At 61.6% G+C, this 15,436-nt stretch carries 10 protein-coding genes; 4 read left to right on the top strand and 6 right to left on the bottom strand.

The genetic code is table 11. The features are described from left to right. Window positions 1–74 precede the first annotated feature (74 nt). The 3 genes from DWZ01_RS04625 to DWZ01_RS04635 form a co-directional block, all read right to left on the bottom strand. Window positions 75–2,756, bottom strand: coding sequence for an RNA helicase (locus tag DWZ01_RS04625; RefSeq protein ID WP_117769816.1), 2,682 nt, complete (start codon window positions 2,754–2,756; stop codon window positions 75–77). A gap of 309 nt (window positions 2,757–3,065) precedes the next feature. Then, a complete protein-coding gene (locus DWZ01_RS04630) occupies window positions 3,066–3,905 on the bottom strand; it encodes a tRNA (guanosine(46)-N(7))-methyltransferase TrmB (protein WP_117769815.1) in 840 nt (279 codons plus the stop codon). A 118-nt stretch (window positions 3,906–4,023) separates the two neighbouring features. Next, the gene (locus DWZ01_RS04635; RefSeq protein ID WP_055250686.1) at window positions 4,024–4,896 is read right to left on the bottom strand and encodes a hypothetical protein; all 873 of its coding nucleotides are present in this window, start codon (window positions 4,894–4,896) and stop codon (window positions 4,024–4,026) included. Between the two features lie 267 nt (window positions 4,897–5,163). Between DWZ01_RS04635 and DWZ01_RS04640 the strand changes: the two genes are divergently transcribed. From DWZ01_RS04640 to DWZ01_RS04655, 4 genes are all read left to right on the top strand, one after another. Then, window positions 5,164–5,886 carry a helix-turn-helix domain-containing protein gene (locus DWZ01_RS04640; RefSeq protein WP_117769814.1) on the top strand — a complete coding sequence of 241 codons (723 nt, stop codon included), beginning with the start codon at window positions 5,164–5,166 and terminating at the stop codon, window positions 5,884–5,886. Then, on the top strand, window positions 5,883–6,782 hold the full coding sequence (locus tag DWZ01_RS04645) for a DUF4097 family beta strand repeat-containing protein (protein WP_117769813.1): 900 nt from the start codon (window positions 5,883–5,885) through the stop codon (window positions 6,780–6,782). Before DWZ01_RS04640 ends, DWZ01_RS04645 begins: the two co-directional genes overlap by 4 nt. Window positions 6,783–6,881: 99 nt before the next feature. Beyond that, the gene (locus DWZ01_RS04650; protein ID WP_117769812.1) at window positions 6,882–8,789 is read left to right on the top strand and encodes an elongator complex protein 3; all 1,908 of its coding nucleotides are present in this window, start codon (window positions 6,882–6,884) and stop codon (window positions 8,787–8,789) included. Further along, window positions 8,790–9,665: a spermidine synthase gene (locus DWZ01_RS04655; protein ID WP_117769811.1), complete on the top strand. Its 876-nt coding sequence runs from the start codon at window positions 8,790–8,792 to the stop codon at window positions 9,663–9,665. A 102-nt stretch (window positions 9,666–9,767) separates the two neighbouring features. On the opposite strand, the gene DWZ01_RS04660 is transcribed toward DWZ01_RS04655, so the two are convergent. The 3 genes from DWZ01_RS04660 to DWZ01_RS04670 all read right to left on the bottom strand — a co-directional run bounded on the left by DWZ01_RS04660 (window position 9,768) and on the right by DWZ01_RS04670 (window position 15,386). After that, window positions 9,768–12,212 carry a DEAD/DEAH box helicase gene (locus DWZ01_RS04660; RefSeq protein WP_117769810.1) on the bottom strand — a complete coding sequence of 815 codons (2,445 nt, stop codon included), beginning with the start codon at window positions 12,210–12,212 and terminating at the stop codon, window positions 9,768–9,770. Between the two features lie 116 nt (window positions 12,213–12,328). Next, entirely contained in the window at window positions 12,329–13,633 is a 1,305-nt protein-coding gene (locus tag DWZ01_RS04665; RefSeq protein WP_117769809.1) for an ATP-binding protein, read from the bottom strand. Beyond that, the gene (locus DWZ01_RS04670) at window positions 13,626–15,386 is read right to left on the bottom strand and encodes a TerB N-terminal domain-containing protein (RefSeq protein ID WP_233504605.1); all 1,761 of its coding nucleotides are present in this window, start codon (window positions 15,384–15,386) and stop codon (window positions 13,626–13,628) included. Before DWZ01_RS04670 ends, DWZ01_RS04665 begins: the two co-directional genes overlap by 8 nt. Between the last annotated feature and the right edge of the window lie 50 nt (window positions 15,387–15,436).

A 15,436-nucleotide genomic window follows, 5' to 3' on the forward strand; every position in this document is an offset into this window, starting at 1 on the left:
AGCGTATCGCGCAAAAAACGGGGCCGCTGGCGATATTGCCAACGGCCCCGCTTGTTTCGTTCCAGCATGTTCGGCTAGTCCTCGAGCAGGTCCTCGATAAAGCCGACGCGGTAGTTTTTGAAGATGACCTCGCCGCCGTCTTGCGTGGCGTCCAGATCGACATCGCCCATGATGCCAAAATCGTGGTCGCCATCCTCGTCGGCAAAGATCTGGTGCACGTGCCATATGTGCGCGGTCTTCTCGTCGGACTCGTCAATGGAAAACATCGCGGCGCTGCGGGCATCTCCGTCGGTGAGGATTTCCTCGTGCTGCTCGTGGTAAGCGTCGAGTGCTTTTTGCCAGCGGATCTCGCTCATGCCCCAGTCGTCGTCGAGCTCGCCCAGGTCGCGAACGTGCTCGCGGGCGGCAAGGGTCACGCGGCGGAAGAGCGCGTTGCGCACCAATAGCGTGCAGCCGCGACGGTCCGCCACGACCTCGTCGATGCCCTGCGGCGGCGCAGCATCGAGGGCTGTCGGGTTGCCGGCGTTCTCCCACTCATCCACCAGGCTCGAGTCCACCGAGCGCACCACAAAGCCCAGCCACGAGATAATGTCGCGCAGGCGCTCGTCGCGCTTCTCGATGGGCACGGTGCGGTCGAGTGAACGGTAGGCCTCTGCCAGGTAACGCAGCAAAATGCCCTCGGAGCGGGCGATGCCGAGCTTTTGGATATAGCCCTTAAAATCGCTCGCGCTTTCCAGCATATCGCGCAGGACGCTCTTGGGAGAGAGCTGGTAGTCGTTGGCCCAGGGTACTTCCTGGCAGTACTTGTCGAAGGCGGCATCGAGCAAGTCCTCGAGCGGCTTTTCGTAGGTGACATCCTGGATGCGCTCCAGGCGTTCCTCATAATCGACGCCGTCAGCCTTCATTTCGGCCATCGCGCGGTCGCGCGCGGCGCGCTCCTGTGCGCGCAATACCTGCTTGGGATCCTCGAGCGTTGCCTCGACCATTGAGATCAGATCCATGGTATAGGTCTCGCTCTCGGGGTCGAGCAGCTCCAACGCGGCAAGCAAGAACGGCGAGAGCGGCTGATCGAGTGCGAAGTCCTCGGGCAGATCGACCGTCAGCGCGTAGTCGATGTCCGGCGCGGCGTCAGCCGGAGCGTCGGGCGCGGGCGGCACCTCGGTGCGAACGACGACGCCGGAATCGATGAGTGTGGCGAAGATTTCGTCGGCGCGAACCTCGAGCTTGGCCTTTTCCTCGGGAGTCTGCAGGCTCGTTTCGATGAGGTCGTGTACGCGGGCTCGGGCATCGCCGCCCTGCTCGACCACGCTAATCACCATGGAGTGTGTGATGCGAAGGCGCGGCTTGAGCGTCTCGGGCTGCGTCTCGATCAGGCGCTCAAAGGTCTGCTTGTTCCAGGTGACAAAGCCCTCGGGGGCCTTTTTCTTTTTAATCTTGCGGAGCTTCTTGGGGTCGTCGCCCGCCTTGGCCATGAGCTTAGCGTTCTCGATCTCGTGCTCCGGGGCCTCGGCGATGACCATGCCCTCGGTATCGAAGCCCGAACGGCCGGCGCGACCAGCGATCTGATGGAACTCACGGGCGCGCAGGCGACGCATCTTGTAGCCGTCGAACTTGGTGAGCGCGGTGAGCACCACGGTGTGGATGGGCACGTTGATGCCGACGCCGAGCGTATCGGTACCGCAGATGACGGGCAGCAGGCCCTGCTGCGCCAAGCGCTCGACCAGCAGGCGATAGCGCGGCAACATGCCAGCATGGTGCACGCCGACGCCGCATCCAAGCAGGCGTTTGAGAATCTTACCAAAGGCCGTCGAGAAGCTCGTGCCCTTGGCCGCCTCTTTGATGGCCTCGCGCTGCTCCTTGCTGGCGATGCCAAAATTGGCGAGCGACTGTGCCGTCGCAAGGGCGGCATCCTGGCTAAAGTGCACGATATAGAGCGGGGCCTCGCCGCGGCGCATAGCGAGCTCGACGGTGCCCTCGAGGGAGGTCGTCACATAGTCGTAGTTCAGCGGAACAGGACGCGGGGCGTCGACAACCAAGTCGCAAGCAGCGCCGGTGTGTTCCTCGAGCGAGGCGGCGATCGCGGTGACATCGCCGAGCGTGGCGCTCATGAGCATAAACTGCGTGTGGGGCAGGGTGAGCAGCGGCACCTGCCATGCCCAGCCGCGGTCGGGGTCGGCAAAGTAGTGGAACTCGTCCATGGCCACGCAGCCCACGTCGGCGCCCTCGCCCTCGCGCAGTGCATCGTTGGCAAGGATTTCGGCCGTGCAGCAGATGACGGGCGCCTTAGTGTTGATGTGCGTATCGCCGGTGATCATGCCAACGTTATCGCGGCCGAGTACCTGTACCAGATCGAAGAACTTTTCGCTGACCAGGGCCTTGATGGGGGCCGTGTAATAGCAGCGCTTGCCCTGCGCCATGCCCATAAAGAGCATGCCCAGCGCGACGAGCGATTTACCCGATCCGGTCGGTGTGCCCAAAATGACGTGATCGCCGGCGGCCAGGTCCATGAGGGCCTCTTCTTGGTGACCCCACAGCTCGATGCCGCGGCTGCTCGTCCATTCAAAGAAGCGTTCGAAGGCCTGATCGGGCGTGAGCCACGGTTCGGGCTCACTGCCGTCCTCGGGCTCCCACCAGGTGGGGGAGAGCGCGCCGAGCGAGCCGAACTCGGCTTCGGTTCCCGTGCCGCCCGAGAATGAGCTGGCGGCCCCGGCGCCGGAGACGGTACTGGCGGCGGTATCTGTCGTGGTCTGTGTCATGTGTTTGCTTTCTCTCGCGATTGTCCGCCAACTATTATGGCGTAGCAGCGGCGTGGGGTGCCAGCGCGCGAGAAAATGCAGGAAATGGGCGTTCTGCCCAGCCGTTTGGTGCAGTCGCCAGCTAAGTGAGTAGACTTTTTTCAATGTCGCGAGCACATGGCTTTTGCGCAAGGGTTCTACCTGCGGTTTTAGTTTTCGTTATGCGGGTTGTGCTTGGCTATTGCAAAAAAGTCTACTCACTTAGGTTTGAGGGTCGTTCGCTGGCGCCTATTTTCACTTGTTTGCCGACGCCGCGACCATCAGAAGCCCCTAGGACCCCTGCGGCAGGCGTTTTTTGCCTTTGCGAGCACGGTTTCTAAAGTTCTCGACGGCTTCTTCCATGCCCAGGGGTACATAGGTGAGCTCATCGAGGTTTTCGGGCAGGTAGCAGGTAAGGCTTTGCTCCTGCGCGCGGCCCGCCGCGAGCTGCTCTTCGATGGGTTCCGCGCCGGGCGTAGCGCAAATGCCATAGACGGCGGCACCCATCTCGCGCGTGCGGCGCTCGTACTCGGTCTCGGGATGCTCGGGATGGTCGCGGCGGACGTCGTCGCTTACCCAAAGCGTATCGTAGCCGGCCGCGGCAAACTGTCCCAGGGCGTAATCGCGCAACGGCTTGCTATCGGTGCGCAGTGTGACGGTAGCGCCGGCTGCAAAGAGCGGGCGGTAGAGCATCAGATGGTCGACATGGACGAGTCGTTTTTTAGCGTACTTGGCCTTGGGCTGCGGCGTGGGAAAGTTAATGGTGATGGCATCGAGCTCGCCTGCGGCAAACAGCCGTGGCAGCGATGCGGTGCCTCGGGGCAGGACGAGTGCGTTGGATAGCCCCTGTTCGCAGATTTTCTGCGCGGCATAGGCGATGCAGATGGGCTCCTGGTCCATGCCGATAAAGAGGGCATCGGGCTCGCGGTGGGCGCGCTCTACAAGGTACGTTCCCTTGCCACAGCCAAGATCCAGGTGAAGGTGCTCGAAGGGCTTGCTGCCTGCGGGCGCACAGGCCTTGCGCCAATCTCCGGCATAAGCCTCGGGGTTTGTCTCAATCGCATCGGCGTAGCGTTCCAGGCGCTCCTCGAGCACAAAGTTCTTAGGCGTGCGAACGTGGACGGCTCCCATGAGGCTCCTTGGTCATAAGTATGGAACGCATAGCTGCACGTTCCGTCAATGGATTGAAAAAGGGCGGGCATAGTTTGCCCGGAAGATGCGGTGCGGCTCGGCGGCGAGTCGTCGATGCCTACAGGCGCTTGAGAATCACATAGCGGTTGAGCTCGCCGCTACGACCGTCGGCATGGAAGCGCTCAAGCTCACGCACGGGGACCTCGCCGCTCTTGTAGAACGTACGGACGCCGCGCACCAGGTCGGTGATCTGCTGATCGTCAAAGTGATGGCAATAGCGGTAGGCGTGGCGGTCGTTTTGCCAGCCAATGAGGTGGTCGCCGGCTTCAAACTGCGCGGAATCGTAACCCTCAAACGGCGGGGTGAGCTCGGCACGGGCTTCGGCTCGAACGGCCTTGCGCGCCATGCGCTCATCGTTCATAAACTCCCAAAAGCTGATGGCGATGATGCCGCCCGGGCGCGTCTGCCGCACCAGGGCGTCGAGCACGCGTACGCGGTACTCGCACGACGGCACGTGGTGCATAAAGCCAAAGCAGACCGAGATGTCGGCGAGCGGGGCGTCGAAAAGCACGTCGGGTGTTTCGGCGGGGTTGAGCTTCATGAGGGCGTCGAGCACGTCGAGTTCCTGGAAGTGCAGGTTGGGAATGCGAAGCGCGTGGCCATGTGCATCGATGGCCAGGTCTTGGCACGAGTCGACGCCATAGAACTCAAACGGGCAGCTGGCATCTGCCGAGGGGTTTGCGCCGTCGACACCCTTGGCGGCAAGTGCGCCGCCGGCTGCAAAGTTCTCGAATCGCATATTGCCGCAGGCGAGATCGAAGACGCGGACGGGATGCTCGATCGTGGCGACGTCGAGCTGCCCGAGCGCGATGTCCATGGTGCGTACCCAGCCGGGCCACGGGGCCTGGCGCGTATCGGAGAAGGAGGCGGAGTGCTCGCGATAGAACGTGTTGTTGAGCTGGATGAGCGATGAGGCGAAATCGCGGTTCACGGCGCGGGACTCCCTCCGTTGGCGGTGCGGAATAAACAGTACGACCATACTACCGTTAACGCCGCAACGGGGACAACCAAGCTGTGGGTCATTGCTTTGTTTGGACACATTTCCGCAGCTCATATGTGCCCGCAACCGCCGGTTGTCAAAAATCTCACTAGAATAGGTGGCATGCTCTTGGCGGTGGCGGATAGATTTTTAACTGTGCAAGGCGCCTTAAGAACAAAAACGGTCCGGCGGCACGGCTGGCATCACATAGGAGGAACCATGAATGTAGAAACTGCGCAGCGGCTCGCCGACCTTCGTCGCAGCAAGGGTTTTAGCCAAGAAGGGCTGGCGCGAAAGCTGGGGCTGTCGCGCCAGGCAGTCAGTAAATGGGAGCGCGCGGAGAGCTCGCCCGATACCGAGAACCTGATCTCGCTCGCCAAACTCTATGGCGTGAGCCTGGACGAGCTGCTCAATCCGAGCGACGAGATCGAGGACGATATCGAGTTTGAGAACGAGGACCGCGCCCGTCAGCGCGAGGCCGAGGCGGCAGAGCGTGCTCGCACCCATGAGGCGGCGGCACGCGCCACGGAGGCAGCTACGCAGGCAAGTGATGCCGCAGCCAAGGCGGCGCAGGCGGCAAGCTGGAGTGCGCAGGCCGCCAATGCCGCTACGGCGCAGGCGACGAGTGGCACCGCGGTTGGCTCGACTCCGGTGAAGGGCCCGTTCCAGTCGTTCCCGTATTGGGCCGTGTGCTGGCTGCTGTTCTTTTTGCTGATGTTCCTGTTTGGTGCCGGCCCCTTTGCCGCGCTGATCTTCTTTACGATTCCCATCTATCACTGGGTGGCGCGTGCGCTCGATGGTGATTGGGCGCGCGGGGATATTCAGGTTGGTCCGGCGTCGGTGGCGATCAAGGCCCAGGGGAAGGATGCTTCTGCGGAACCCGATGCTGACGTGGCTACCACGACCACCGCTGAGCCATGTGCCAAAGAGGGTGACGAATGATGAAGCTTTCGCATGAATCCAAGGTACGCCTGGGTGTTGGCATCGGAGCGTTTGTGCTCATTGTTGGGCTTGTCTTTGGCGTTTCGCGGACATTGATTCATTTTGATGGCCCGTGGGATCTCGACGATGTTGTATCCGGCTTGTCTGGTATGGACGATGCGCTTGACGAGGACGATCTTTTGGATAGCGGTAACTATTCCGCTCGGCCTCAACAGCTTTCGAGCGAAACGTTTGATGCCGACGCGTTCACATCGCTTGATTTGGACGTGACGTCGGGCACGGTCGAGGTCAAACACGTCTCCGGCGGGCCAGTGCGCGTAATTGAAAGCGGTCGCGTGGCAACGGGGACCGTTGCCTTCGATGCGGCAACCCAGAACCTGGCCGAAATCAAGGGTTCTACGCTCAAGATTCGCCAGTTCGATTGCGATGACGAGCGCGCCATTGACCGCACGGTTACCGTCGAACTGCCGCGCGATGTTGCCGATAACATGGTGGGCATCACAGCGAATGTGGGATCGGGTGATCTGACGGTCGCGGGCATTGCGTGTCATGACCTCAACCTGACTTTGGACTCGGGAGACGTCGAGTTTACGGGTACCGTGACCGATACCCTGAATGCCGAGGTCGGTTCGGGCGATGTGACGTTCGAGCTCTACCAGGCCCCCGCGAAGTCGATGGACGTGAGCGTGGGCTCGGGCGATGTGGAGATGACGGTTCCGAACTCGACGGGCTTTAAGGCGAGCCTCACCTTGGGCAGCGGCGACTTCGAGAGCGATTTCCTTCCGCTTGGCTACGACGGCGAGACCGTTTTGAATCTTGAATTCGATAACGGCGATAAGTCTGCCACGTATCGTTTTGAGGTCGGTTCGGGCGACATGTCGTTTGATTCGGAGTAGTGAGGCAGACGAAAGCCTAGGCGAAGATATAGACGCGCTGTTTGGTGAAGGCGTCGAAGCCGAGATTGGCTTCGGCGCCTTTGCCTTTACAATGGGGGCATGGAACAGATTATCTTGAACATACTCGAGGCTCTGCGTCGCGGCGAGACCGTGGACGACAAAGCGCTCGTCAAACTGATACATGCCGAGGCACGCCGTGAGGGTGCCGACAAGCGCGATCTGGCCAAGCGTCGCCTGCTGCCGTTTTACCAGCGGGTGAAGCGCGAGGAGCCGGCTCGTTGGACGGTATGGAATGTCGACGCCGAGCTAGAGCGTCAACTGCTGCAGGTGCTACGCATGAAGCCTCGTCGCACGGCTTCGGGCGTAGCGACCATTACCGTCATCACCAAGCCGTGGCCGTGCTCGGGCGATTGCCTGTTTTGCCCCAACGACCTGCGCATGCCCAAAAGCTATCTGCACGCCGAGCCGGCGTGCGCCCGTGCAGAGCAAAACTGCTTCGATCCATATCTGCAGGTGAGCGCCCGTTTGACGGCGCTTTCGCAGATGGGGCATGCGACCGATAAGATAGAGCTCATCGTGCTCGGTGGCACCTGGAGCGACTATCCGGAAGGGTATCAGACGTGGTTTATGTCGGAGCTTTTCCGTGCGCTCAATGACGATGCCGTCGCCGGCGTGGCGGCAAACCCCATGTTGGCGCGTCCGGGCATCAGTCGTGCCGAGGCGGGGCGCCTGCTCGATGACGCTCCCGCCGATGCCCTGCCGCCGGTGGTAGCGGAGCGTCGCGAGCGCTATCGGGCAGCCGGCATTGCGACAGACGAGGTCGAGCTTGCTGCCGGCGTTGCCGACGACCAGGGGCGTGTGGATGCTGCCGTGGGCGGCTACAACCGTGCGGTGCGTCGTCTGTACGGCCCCGGTACGCCGTGGGGCGAAGTCGCCGAGTGGCAGACGGCAACGATGGAGGAGCTTGAACGTCAACAGCGCATCAACGAGACGGCGAAGCATCGCGTGGTGGGACTCGTTATCGAGACGCGCCCCGATGCCGTAACGCCGAAGGCCCTCACGCTTATCCGCCGCCTGGGCTGCACCAAGATCCAGATGGGCATCCAGAGCCTCGACCAGCACCTGCTCGATATCAACGAGCGGCGCATTTCGGTGGCGCAGATCGAGCGGGCGTTTTCGCTTGCGCGCCTGTTTGGCTTTAAGATTCACGCGCATTTTATGCTCAACTTGCTGGGCGCCACGCCCGAAGGGGACAAGCGCGACTACGAGCGCTTTGTGACCGAGGGGGCCTTTATGCCCGACGAGGTCAAAGTCTATCCGTGTGCACTCATCGAGGGCTCGCGTCTGGTGGGCTGCTATGAGCGTGGCAAGTGGCGTCCCTATACCGAGGAGGAGCTGCTCGATGTACTGGCCGATGACATCGTGGTGACGCCGGCGTTCTGCCGCATCAGTCGCATGATCCGCGACTTTAGCTCCGATGACATCATGGTGGGCAACAAGAAGCCCAACCTGCGTCAGCTCGTCGAGAATCGCTTGGCGGCTCGTGGAGAAGGCACAGTGGTGCGCGAGATTCGCTATCGCGAGATCAGTACCGCGGGTGCCGACTTGGATGAGCTTTCTCTTGATGAGGAAGTGGCGTACGAGACGCCGGTGACTCACGAGCGCTTTTTGCAGTGGGTGACGCCGCGGGGCAAGATCGCGGGCTTTTTGCGGTTGTCGCTGCCCGACCATTCGTTTGTTGCCGCACATGCGGACGAGTTGCCGACGACGCCGGACGAGGCGATGATTCGCGAGGTGCACGTGTATGGCATGGCGGCGCGCGTGGGCGATCAGGGCCAGGCGGCGCAACATCACGGGTTGGGGCGTTTGCTCGTAGAGCGTGCGTGCGAGATTGCCCGGGATGCGGGTTATGCGCGTATCAACGTGATTAGCGCGATTGGCACGCGCGAGTACTATCGCCATCTTGGATTTTATGACCATGGCCTTTATCTGCAAAAGGAGCTCTAGATGAACAAGCCGAGTGTTTCTGCCGGCGTCGTTGCCGGCGTTGCTCTGGGAGCCGCGGCGCTTGGTGCGGCCGCCGTCGCTGTTCGTGCTGCCTGTCTGCAGGTTGCGCGAACCCGCAATGGCTTGGCGCGTGTGAAACGCGTGCACGACGAGGGCGGCGACGAAGTCCGCGTATTGGTGCAAGGCGGCGTCTACCAAAGCGCGAGTTACGTTGGTGAGCGCTGGGCGGAGCCCGTCTTTGCGTACTATCGCGCGTTTAACGACGTGTTTGAGGCCGAGGATGCGATGCGCGACGCTTATGGTCACGGTATCGACCGCATTCTTATGCTGGGCGGCGGCGGGTTTGCCTATCCTAAATTCGCCCTGATGTCGCACGAGGGCTTGCGCATGGACGTCATCGAGTATGACGGAGAGATTACGCGCCTGGCGCGCCGCTGGTTCTACCTAGACGAGCTGGAGCGCGCGGCGGGCGATCGCCTGCGGGTGATAACCGCTGAGGCTCGCTCGTATCTGGGTGTGACGAGCGTGGGCCATCGTCGCTATGACGCGGTCGTGAGCGATTGCTTTGGCGGTGCCGAGCCCGTACGCGAGTTGGCGACGGTTGAGGCGTTGCGTTTAGTGCGGGGCAGCCTAAATGTTGGTGGCGTCTACGTCGCCAATATCGTGAGCGCAAACGAGGGGAGCGACGTGACGTTCCTGCGCGACTGCGCTGCCACGGCACTCGAGGTATTCGCCCATGCCTGGGTGGTCCCATGTGGCGATGCGAAGTTCGGCGGCGAGGAAAACTACCTGCTCATCGCCAGCGACGGCGACTATGTCTTTGCCGAAGCTGTGCCCTTCGACACCGACTTCCTCGGCACTGCTCTCCACGACTAGCACGTCTCCCTGCGACCAGTCTGTTTGTGGTGGGGCTCTTTTAGCTACTTCTTGGTCATGCCCAAAGTAGCTCAACAAGCCCCGTCCCAAAAAAGACTGGTCTTAGGCGTGGTCGCGCCAGCCGAGAACGCGCTGCTTCATGTCTTCGATGTCGAGCACGCCTTCGGCAAAGCCCTTGCGCACGAGCTCTTCGGGAACGAACTCATCGTAACGATCAAAGTAAGGCACCTCGCCGGGATAGACGAGCTCGATGGGGTCGAAGTCCTTTTCGGCCTCGGCTGCGAGCACCTCAAAGAACGTCTCCTCGTCGGCCTTCATCTTAAACTGCATAAAGTATGGACGCGACGGATCGAGCCCGCGAAGGCCCAGCTCCGCGGCACACTTAATCTTGAGCATACGTTCGAGCGCCAGAAAGGCGTAGCTGCCCAACCAGGGGAAGAGCACCCAGGTGTCGCCACCCAGGTTGATGAGCGGTTTGGTCCCCGCACCCGAAATCTCGGCGGTATGACGAGCCTGTGCAAGGCGTGCCCGTGCGTTGCCCATGAGGTACGGATATGCCGCGTGCTCGTTGAGCGCCTTGCGCATGCGCTCGAGTACATGCGTGTTAATGTCGCCGGGGCAGTCGCCAAAGTATGCCGGCACACGACCTTTGACTTGCGTGGCAAAGACGGTGTGTCGCTTCCAGTCCACTTCCTCGACTATCCAGCAGTGCCCGGCTATGGCGATGCGCTCACCGGGCGGTGGCGGATTGACGATCGTGCCCAACTCGGCCGACTCGCTGCGAACGGTGAACTCCTCGTTTTCCTGGAACACAGCGTAGAACTTAAAGTTGTTAATGATGCGCTCGCCCGCGAGACCCACGATGAGCTCACCGCCCTCGGTGACCTGGATGTGGTCGATCTTGATGAGGTGGCGCAGCAGTACGCGATAGTCATCGGCCGAGACGCGGTGGAAATAGCTGAGCGTGAGCACGCGCTGAGCAAGCTCGGCCGGCGTGAGCTCGCCGGTGCTGGCGAGCGTCGACATGGTCTGGTGGTAGAGCAGGCTGTAGGGGAGTCGATCGAGCTCGGGCGGCTCGACCCACTTTTCCTCGCGATAGAGTTGTACGAGTGCGATGCCCTGCAGGAGCTTCCAGGGTATCGTTTCGGGCATCATCGTGCGCGGCTCGGGTTCTTCCTCGCGCATGACAAACCACATCTCGGGCGGAAGGTCGCGACGGCCTGTGCGCCCCATGCGCTGCAAAAAGGAGCTGACGGTAAACGGCGCGTCAATCTGGAACGCGCGCTCCAGGCGACCGATATCAATGCCGAGCTCCAGCGTGGAGGTGGTGACGGTCGTCTGCGCCTGCTCTTCGTCGCGCATGAGCTCCTCGGCCGTCTCGCGCAGCGATGCCGAAAGGTTGCCGTGATGGATTAGAAAGCGGTCTGGCTCGTGCCGGCTCTCGCAGTAGCTGCGCAACATGGAGCACACGGCCTCTGCCTCCTCGCGCGAGTTGGCAAAGACCAGGCACTTGCGGCCGCGGGTATGCTCAAAGATGTAGCCCATGCCGGGGTCGGCGTTGTCGGGTGCGGTGTCGGTGGGGTTGAGCAGTGCCTGTTCGGTTGCCTGCGGGATGTCGACTTCGCCCTCGGGGGCTGAGGAAGTGCGACGGTCCTTGGGGGCAGCCTTGCCCCGTGCCCGCTCACGACGTTGACGGCGCTCCTCTTGTGTGAGCTGCCCGCTGTGACGCATGTCTTGGGCGCCGGCGGGCAGTGCCGTGGGCGCCACCGCCTCGATGCGCTCGCATGCGAGCACTTCGGCTTCCTGCGGACCTGTACTCGCGAATCCTCGCTGCTGCGCCTGGGGACCCGAGTTGTAGAAGTGCTCCATGGAGATGCGCCACACGCGGCGCGGCTCCTCAAAACGTGGGATGACGCAGTTGCGTCCCGTCCCCTGCGACAGGAAGGCGCCCGTGCGCTCGGGGTCGCCGATGGTTGCCGACAGACCGATGCGGCGGGGCTGCACGCCTGCCATGCGCGAGAGCCGCTCGATAAGGCAGAGCGTCTGCCCGCCGCGGTCGCCGCGCATGAGCGAATGGACTTCGTCGATAACCACATAGCGCAGGTCGCAGAACATACGAGGGATCGCCATGTGCTTATGGATCAGGAGCGCCTCGAGTGACTCGGGCGTAATCTGCAAGATGCCGCTCGGTTTTTTGATGAGCTTAGCCTTGTGCGACTGCGAGACATCGCCATGCCAGTGCCAGACAGGGATATCGGCTTCTTCGCACAGATCGTTGAGGCGGACGAATTGGTCATTGATGAGCGCCTTGAGGGGGCCAATGTAGAGGGCGCCCACGCTTGCGGGCGGGTTCTCCCAAAACTCGGTCAGGATGGGAAAGAAGGCTGCCTCGGTTTTGCCAGATGCCGTGGAGGCCGTCAGGAGCACATTGTCTTGCGTGTTGAAGATGGCATCTGCCGCCGCAACCTGGATGGAGCGCAGGCTCTCCCAATCGTGGGAGTAGATGAAGTCTTGGATAAACGGGGCGTAGCGGTCAAAGGCGTTCACGAGGCCTCCTTTCAAAAGCGAATCTCTCAACGCGGCGGGCAGTGGCTTGCTGCATTACCGCTTCAACGTTTGCCCAGATAAAACCTGCCAAAATAAACCTATCCCTTTTTGGCAGGTTAGATGGTGAATTCGGCGAAGTTACGGTCACCGCCTGCGGTGCCGGTGTCGCCTGTTGCTGCTGCCGGCGCCAGCGCGTCGCCGCCGACGCTTTGCAGCAGCTCGGCTACGTTGGCGTCGGGGTTCTGGCATAGGATGTCGAGCAGCTCGATAAAGTCGCGAATGACTTCACGCGGCGTCAGATGTGTGTCGGCTCCCACACGACCGAACTCGATCTTGAGGAAGTCCACCAAGTCGTTCTCGGTAAGCGTGGGCGTCCAGCCAAAGTAGCCGGCGTGAATTTGCATGAGTTTTTCGATCAGCACCAGCAGCTCCTCGTAGGTGAGTGGCTGCAGACGGATGATGGGCGCGAGCATGTCCTTAAGGTCCTCGCGTGCAAAGCGGCCTTGAGCGAGTCGGCTGCGCAGGGCCTCGTAGGAGAACACGCCGCGGCGGCGGTCTTCGATGGAGGTTGGCGTGCCGCCCATGATCATGCCCAGGTACTGCGCCTTGCCCTGGAGTGTGTCGTTGTACATGGTCAGGATCTTCTCGTAGTTGTACTGGCGCGTGATGGCGTTGGGAATCTTATACAGATTCACGAGCTCGTCGATGAGCACCAACATACCCTTGTAGCCGCTGCAGACCAAAAAGCGTGCAATGAGCTTAACGTAGTCGTACCAGTCGTCATCGCTGATGATGGTCGAGGAGCCCAGCTCAGCGCGTGCCTCACTCTTGGTGCGGTATTCGCCGCGAATCCATTTGGTCACGCGGCTCATAGCTTCTTCGTCGCCCTCGGATACGGCCGCGCGGTAGCGGTGGAGCATGCGGGTGAAGTCGAAGCCGTGGACCATTTCCTCGAGCGGGGCCAGTTGGGCATTGACGGCAGACTCGTCGGCGTCGGCACAGGAGGCGACCCAGCGATCGAGGATTAGGTTGAGCGCACCGCCCTCGGGGCGCGTTTTAGTCGATATGTTACGGATGAGCTCACGGTAGGTGGCAAGGCCCTGTCCCTGGCCGCCCTGCAGGCGGCGCTCAGGGGATAGGTCGGCATCGGCGACGACGAATCCCTCGCCCATGGCGTGCGTGCGGATGGTCTGGAGCAAAAAGCTCTTGCCGGCTCCGTAGCGACCGACCAGAAAGCGGAAGCTTGCGCCACCGTCGGCAATGAGACTCAGATCGGTGAGCAGGGCGCGGATCTCGACCTCGCGCCCTACGGTGATGTAAGGAAGGCCGATGCGCGGGACCACGCCGCCCTTGAGCGAGTTGAGAATGACGGCAGCGACGCGCTTGGGCACGCGGGGTGCTGCGGATGCGGTATCACTCATGGTCTAGGTATCCTCTCACGTCTGCTTCGTAGTCCTCAATAATCTGCGGCCCTGCCGCGCTAAATTCAATTACGGTGTCGCCCACCAGGTCAAAGAGCGCCTCGTTGATGGTATCGACGAGCATGTCCTCGCTCTGCCCCGATTGCACTACCGCCGATTCCGCCTGTACTGCGTTGTGCTCGAGCAGTGCGCTGAGATAGGCGTTTGCGGCAGGCGCGAGTTCGTTTGTGGCGTCAGCGGGCGCAGCAGCTGCGAACGCGGGCGTCGGCGCAAGAAGCGGTGCCACGACACCAAACTGTTCGGTGGATATGCTCGGCTCGTCGGTCAAGTCCTGCCGAATGGGTGCCGCGACCGCCTCGACCGTCGAGTCGGCTACGGGCTCGGCTTCCGGTTGCCCTGAGCCCGCTGCCTCGGCTTCTGCGGATGCGTCGTCCTCGCGCTCTTCGTCGATCAAAAGCGCTTCGCGCGTTTGCGCAGCGGCGCTCCGAATGTGCCCCAGCTGACTCAGATCGATATCGATCTTGACGGGCTGGTGTGCGGCGTCCCACGAAAGCCATGCCACAATCTCGTCATCGATAATCTTGGCCAGATATTTGGGGACCTTTTCTTCCTTAAGGGGATGGGCGGGGTCCAGCGCCAGGCGCAGGCGTTGGTCGCAGGCGCGCATCATTTCACCGAGCTTGCTGCTCTTTTGCCTACTACCGTGGATACGCATGCATTCCCAAAAGCCGTTTTGGCAACGGTAGATATGGATAGGATCCAGGCGGTATTCGCAGTCCTCGTGGCGCTCGGGCGCAAAGAATACGGCCGAGGCAAACATGGTGTAGGGCATGGCCGTCTCCTCCCCAAATAAACTCGCCACGATGCCGGTCTTTCGGTGCGTGTCATAGTAGCGCGCCATACGGACATACACGGCGCATGCCACGTGGCGCAGATCGCGGTGGTGGCTGCGGTCGAGCCGCGAGTTACTTAGGTTGTACGTGGAGAGTGCGTCGATGGCAGCCATGAGTCGCTCCTCGCGCACCTCATCGGGCGGAAGGGGGAGCGTGGGCTCGGAGGTTTTGCGACGCTTAGGGGTCTGGCCGGACGGTGCCGGTGCTGGGACAAGGTCTCGTGCCGCGCGTCGCAGCTCGATAAGGGCGTTATCGAACATGACGGTTTTAGAGTCACGAAGCAGCTTGGGGTCGAGCCCGTGGAATACGGCGTAATCCTGCAGCCACACGCGTGCAAATCGGTCGATGCCGGGCTCGAAGGCGCGATAGACATCCCAAAAAGCCTTGATCTTGTTAAAACCATCGAGCGGGTCATCTACGCCAATGCTGCAAATCAGCTCATAGAGATACAGAAAGGCAAAGGACGTAGACGTTTCCTCGACGGTTCCGCGGCGCACTTGGGCACGCCAGGTAAAGTAGCCGCGCAACTGCCGGTCGCTCATGGCGTTGTAGGTGGGAAAGTACGACTTAAAGGTGCCGTTGTAGGGACAGTCGTCCTCAAAGTCGGCCATCAGCAAGCCTTGGCGGTAGAAAAGCTCGGCCTCCGATAGCCAGCGGCCCGCGCCGCCCTTGGGGTCATCCTGCCAGCGCGATATCTCGCGCATCTTGCGGTATTGGTCGGGGAGGAAATTCTGCATCTGTCGGCCGGTTTTGAGAATCGGCTCGTCTGCGTAGATTTCGTTTGAGAAGCGGGCGGACTGATGGGTCCGGGCCTCGGCCATAATGCGCTCGATGAGCATCTTGATGTCCTGGTCGGCCACCGCTTCTCCTCTCCTAACGCAGCTTCGGTGACCTCATATCATAGCACAGC

The sequence above is a fragment of the Collinsella sp. AF28-5AC genome, assembly GCF_003457875.1.
Classification (GTDB): Bacteria; Actinomycetota; Coriobacteriia; order Coriobacteriales; family Coriobacteriaceae; genus Collinsella.

Coding starts and splice junctions, on each gene's coding strand:
- DWZ01_RS04655 (WP_117769811.1), top strand. CDS start 8,790: ATGAACAAGCCGAGTGTTTCTGCCGGCGTCGTTGCCGGCGTTGCTCTG.
- DWZ01_RS04640 (WP_117769814.1), top strand. CDS start 5,164: ATGAATGTAGAAACTGCGCAGCGGCTCGCCGACCTTCGTCGCAGCAAG.
- DWZ01_RS04645 (WP_117769813.1), top strand. CDS start 5,883: ATGATGAAGCTTTCGCATGAATCCAAGGTACGCCTGGGTGTTGGCATC.
- DWZ01_RS04650 (WP_117769812.1), top strand. CDS start 6,882: ATGGAACAGATTATCTTGAACATACTCGAGGCTCTGCGTCGCGGCGAG.
- DWZ01_RS04625 (WP_117769816.1), bottom strand. CDS start 2,756: ATGACACAGACCACGACAGATACCGCCGCCAGTACCGTCTCCGGCGCC.
- DWZ01_RS04665 (WP_117769809.1), bottom strand. CDS start 13,633: ATGAGTGATACCGCATCCGCAGCACCCCGCGTGCCCAAGCGCGTCGCT.
- DWZ01_RS04630 (WP_117769815.1), bottom strand. CDS start 3,905: ATGGGAGCCGTCCACGTTCGCACGCCTAAGAACTTTGTGCTCGAGGAG.